This window comes from Burkholderia sp. Se-20378 (genome assembly GCF_017104665.1).
GTDB lineage: Bacteria > Pseudomonadota > Gammaproteobacteria > Burkholderiales > Burkholderiaceae > Burkholderia > Burkholderia lata.
In genome coordinates, this window is sequence record NZ_JAAGPG010000675.1 from 1 (window position 1) to 3,806 (window position 3,806).

General features: G+C 69.8%; 3 protein-coding genes. All 3 read right to left on the reverse strand.

Going from position 1 to position 3,806, the window contains the following annotated elements; translation table 11 throughout:
- Positions 1 to 32 precede the first annotated feature (32 nt).
- Complete coding sequence (locus G3N93_RS35885) at positions 33 to 1,040, reverse strand: ABC transporter substrate-binding protein (RefSeq protein ID WP_374196538.1); 1,008 nt, start codon at positions 1,038 to 1,040, stop codon at positions 33 to 35.
- Positions 1,041 to 1,045: 5 nt separating this feature from the next.
- Positions 1,046 to 1,822, reverse strand: a complete 777-nt coding sequence (locus G3N93_RS35890) for an ABC transporter ATP-binding protein (RefSeq protein ID WP_206135128.1) — start codon at positions 1,820 to 1,822, stop codon at positions 1,046 to 1,048.
- Positions 1,823 to 1,842: 20 nt separating this feature from the next.
- Positions 1,843 to 3,806, reverse strand: a 1,964-nt coding sequence (locus tag G3N93_RS35895; RefSeq protein ID WP_206135129.1) for a TonB-dependent siderophore receptor, incomplete at its 5' end; no start/stop codon positions are given.

The window sequence follows — 3,806 nt, forward strand, 5'->3', positions numbered from 1 at the left end:
TATGCGGGGCCGCGATGCACGCACGTGCACGTTCATCGCGCCGGCCCGGCGAACGCGGCCGGATACAGCGCGCGCGCCAGCGTCTCGACGGCCGCGACGTTCTCGGGGCCCGGCGTCGCCGCATCGTACGGAATCGCGATGAAGCGCCGGTCGCGGATCGCGGCCACGCGCGCGAGCGACGGCTGACTCAGCAGGAACTGCTGCTTCTGCGCGGCCGTCACGGCCGAATAGTCGACGATCACGATCACCTGCGGATCGCGCGCCACCACGCTTTCCCAGCTCACCTGCGTCCAGCTGCGCGACAGGTCGGCCATCACGTTGCGCGCCCCGGCCGCCGTCAGCAGCGCGGTCGGCATCGCGAGCCCGCCGGCCGTCATCGGCTTGTCGGTGCCGCTGTCGTAGACGAACACGCGCAGCGGTTCCGAATGCCCGATCGTGCGCGACACTGCCGCGAGACGCGCACGCATCGCGGCGACGACCTGCGCGGCGCGCGCGTCGACGCCGAAGATCCGGCCGAGATTGTTCAGGTCGCGGAACACGTCGTCGAACGAGGCCGCCGACTGCTTCATCACGTGCGAGCACGATTCGGTCAGCTCGTACGTACGGATACCGAATGGCGCGAGCGTCGCGGGCGTCACCGCGCCGCCGACATGCATCCCGTAGTTCCAGCCCGCGAGATAGAAGTCGGCGCGCGCGGCCGCCAGCACCTCGAGCGACGGATACTGGCTGGCCAGTTCGGGCACGCCGCGCAGCGCATCGCGCACACGTGCGGTGCCCGTCTTCCAGCCGCCGATGCCGGTGTAGCCGACGAGCCGGTCTTTCAGGCCGAGCACGAGCATCATCTCGGTCAGGTTCACGTCGTTGCTCACCGCACGCGTCGGCGCGCGCTCGAACGTCACGTCGCGATCGCAACTGCGCACGGTGACGGGATAGGCCCCCGCCTGAGCGGCCGTGCAGCCGAGCACGGTCGCGACAATCAACCGGCGCGACAGGGATGACAACGCGGACGACACAACGGAGGACAAGACAGGAAACGGCATGGTGGTCATTCCGGATGAAGCGGCGTAATGCGCGGCCGGCCCGTGACGGGATGGCGATCGACGAGCGCGGCGACGCCGAACACGTCGCGCAGCAGCGCTTCGGTCAGTACGTCGGCCGGCGCGCCCGATGCGACGACCCTGCCGTGCGCAAGCACGTGGAGCCGGTCGCAATACGCGGCCGCGAGATTGAGGTCGTGAATCGTGGCGAGCGTCGCGATGCCGAGGCGCCGCACGCGCGCGAGCAGTTCGAGTTGATGGCGCAAGTCGAGATGGTTGGTCGGTTCGTCGAGCAACAGCAGTTCGGGCTGCTGCGCAAGCGCGCGGGCCAGTAGCGCGCGCTGCTTCTCGCCGCCCGACAGCGACGCGAAGCGTTGCGCACGGCGCTCGACGAGGCCGACATCGTGCAGCGCGGATTCGACGATCCGGCGATCGTCCGCCGTCTCCGCATCGAACGGCCGCTGATGCGGCGTGCGTCCCATGCCGACCAGTTCGTCGACCGTCAGCCCGAAATCGTCCGGCGTCTCCTGCTGCAGCACCGCGATGCGCTGCGCGACCGCGCGCGGCCGCATGCGCCACACGTCCTGCGCATCGAGCGCGACGCGGCCGGCGTCGGGCCGCGCGTAACGGAACACGCAGCGCAGCAGGCTCGTCTTGCCGCTGCCGTTCGGGCCGACCAGCCCGACGAACTCGCCTTCGGCCACGCTCAGCGTCACCGAATCGAGCACGGTGATCGCGCCGCCGGGCGACCAGCTCACGCGTTCGATGTCGAGCATGTGCGTCATGGGAGGCTCGTCGCGCCGCACTAGAAGCGCATCGTCGCGACGAGCTCCGCCGAGCGCGACGGACCGAGCAGCCATTGCTCGCCGCCGTTCGACGTCGTCACCGCATACGTGCGATTCGCGAGATTGCGCAGGTACAACGCCAGCTCGGTGCGCGACGTCGGCTGCCAGCGCAGCGACGCATCGAACACCGTGTACGACGGCACCTGCACGCGGTTCGCATCGTCACCGTACGTCGCACCGACGTAACGCACGCCCGCGTTCGCCTGCCAGCGCTCGGCAAACGCCCAGCCGAGCCACAGGTTCGCCGTCTGCTGCGGCACGTTGGCCGGCGCATTGGCGGCGCGCGACACCGTCGCGCTGCCGACCCTCTGGTTGAACTCGTCATAGCGCGCGCGCAGCAGCGCGACGTTCGCATCGACCGTCCAGCCGTGCGGCAGCCGCGCGCCGCCCGTCAGCTCGATGCCGCGCGACGATTGCCGGCCGACCTGCTGGCGCAGCGCGGGATTCAACGGATCGGTGCTCAGCAGGTTGCGCTTCGTGATGTCGTACACGGCAAACGTCCAGTACGCGCGGCCGTCGAGCAGCGTCTGCTTGACGCCGGCTTCCCACTGTTCGCCGGTCGCGAGCCGGTAGTTCGCCTGCGACGCGGACAGCGTCACGAGCGAACCGAGGCCCTCCGCACCCGTCGTGTACTGCGCGTACGCGCTGAGCGTCGGCGCGACTTCGAACACGAAGCCCGTGCGCCAGCCGACGTTCGCGAAACGCTTGTCGAAGCCCGCGCCGGTCGCCGCCTGCTCGCGGCTGAACGCGATGTGGTCGTAGCGCAGGCCGCTCACCCACGCAAGCCGCGGCAGCACTTCGAGCCGGTTCTCCGCGAACACCGCGGCCTGCCGCGCCCGCGTGCTGAACTGCGGCACCGTCGGGTCGGGGCTCGTGAACACGCCGGGATCGAAGCCGTGCGCGGGCACCGTCGATTCGCCGCCGTACGGCGAATTGTTGGTCCCGCTGAACGTGATCTGGCTGAATTCCGTGCCGACGACGAAGCGGTTCGCGCGGCCGAACAGCGTACCGTCGAAGCGTGCACTCAGCCGATCGCCGATCTGCCGCTGGTGATGGCCGATGTCGAGATAGTCGCCGCGCGTGACGAGGCCCGTCGCGGCATCGAGCGCATACGATTCCGCATTGCGCCAGTGGCGGTTCGACGTCAGGTAGTAGAGCTGGTTGTCGATCGTCACGCCGGCCGTCGGCCGGTAGCTGGCCGACAGGCGCGTCCACTGGTCGTAGTAGGAAATCGTCGCATCGCCCACGTTGTAGTTGAGCTTGCGCAGCGACGGATCGAGCACGCCGTTCGGCGCCGGCACGCCATAGTAGGTCGCCGGCATCTGGCGGCCGTAATCGAAGTCGAGCGTCAGCGTGAGCTTCGGGCTCACGTCGAATTTCAGCGCGCCGCCGACGGCCGTCGTATGCGTATCGGCCCGCTCGGCAAGACCGTTCGCGCGCGCATCGCTCGCATGGAAGCGATACGACAGCTGCGGGCCGAGCGCGCCCGTCGTATCGAACGCGGCGCGCTTCGCGCCGTCGGGGCCGACACCGACCTGCAGCGTCGTCTCGCGCGTGCGCTGCGGCCGCTTCGGCACCACGTTCACCACGCCGCCAATCGCCCCTTCGCCGTACAGCACCGACGCCGGGCCGCGCAGCACCTCGATGCGTTCGACCGACCACGTATCGAACGGGAACGTGATCGTGCCGGCGGCCGGCATCAGCCGCACGCCGTCGAGCAGCGTCATCACCGATTCCTGCCCGCTGAAGCCGCGCACGCTCAAGGCGGTGCCTCCCGTGCCGGGCGCCGTCGCGCTCGCGAAACCCGCGGTGCGCGTCACCGCATCGAGCACCGTGCGATCGCCGCGCGCGTCGATCGTGTCGGCCGTGACCGTTTCGACGCTCGCGGGCGTGTCGAGGCTTGCAAGCCCGAGCCGCGAGCCCG

Excerpts from the sequence above, each read along its gene's own strand:
- G3N93_RS35885 (WP_374196538.1), bottom strand. The coding sequence starts at position 1,040 with ATGCCGTTTCCTGTCTTGTCCTCCGTTGTGTCGTCCGCGTTGTCATCC.
- G3N93_RS35890 (WP_206135128.1), bottom strand. The coding sequence starts at position 1,822 with ATGACGCACATGCTCGACATCGAACGCGTGAGCTGGTCGCCCGGCGGC.